This window comes from Pseudomonas kielensis, from assembly GCF_014236655.1.
In the GTDB taxonomy this organism is placed as follows: Bacteria; Pseudomonadota; Gammaproteobacteria; order Pseudomonadales; family Pseudomonadaceae; genus Aquipseudomonas; species Aquipseudomonas kielensis.
The window spans coordinates 1-688 of record NZ_JACMYG010000097.1 but is presented as its reverse complement, the minus strand read 5'-3'; the positions used below and the strand labels follow the sequence as shown (position 1 = coordinate 688).

The following is a 688-nucleotide window of genomic DNA, read 5'->3' as shown; positions in this document are numbered from 1 at the left end:
TTGTGTACACGAACAAATCCCCGCGCCCTCCACCGAAGCCGATGTGCTGTTTCAGTACGCCCGCTGGCTACAAAAAAACAATCAGCTCAAGCAGGACAAGAACGTCGATGTCGAGATTGAGCGCCTGTACCGCATTGCCGCTGAGAGCGGCCACTACAAGGCCAATATCAACTTACAGAACGGCGCCATGCGCGGGCACTTCCAGCTTCGTGGCGACGAGCATTTGCGCTTGAGTCAACGACTGATCAGCGAAGGTGTGGCGACGGGTTATTACTTCGTCGGAATCTTCCTGCAACAGGGTTCAGCCGGGCTGAAACAGGATCCGGAAATGGCCCTGCGCTATTTCCGAAAAGCTGCTGATAAAGGGAGTGCCCAAGCTCAGTATTATGTGGGTGACAAGCTTGAGCCGAGCAATGTCGCGCCAGCCATCGCGCTTCAGATGTATCGCTGCGCAGCCGAGCAAGGTAATGGCGAAGCGGCGATTGCATCGGGCATATACCTTAAGAACCAAAAAAAGTACGCGCAAGCGCTCGAAGCTTTTCAACTTGGAGTCGCTGGGGGTGACAGCACTTCTGCTTACAAATTAGGAAAAGTCTTTCGTAATCCGCCCCCTACCGATGAACTTAATTATCTCGGCCAACAGGAAGACCTGGAACGCGCGGCACGCTACAAAAAAATCTGGCGAGTA

General features: G+C 53.5%; 1 protein-coding gene. It reads left to right on the top strand.

Features of this window, described 5'->3' with window-relative positions; translation table 11 throughout:
• Positions 1–688, top strand: a 688-nt coding sequence (locus tag H7995_RS28165; RefSeq protein ID WP_185819332.1) for a tetratricopeptide repeat protein, incomplete at both ends; no start/stop codon positions are given.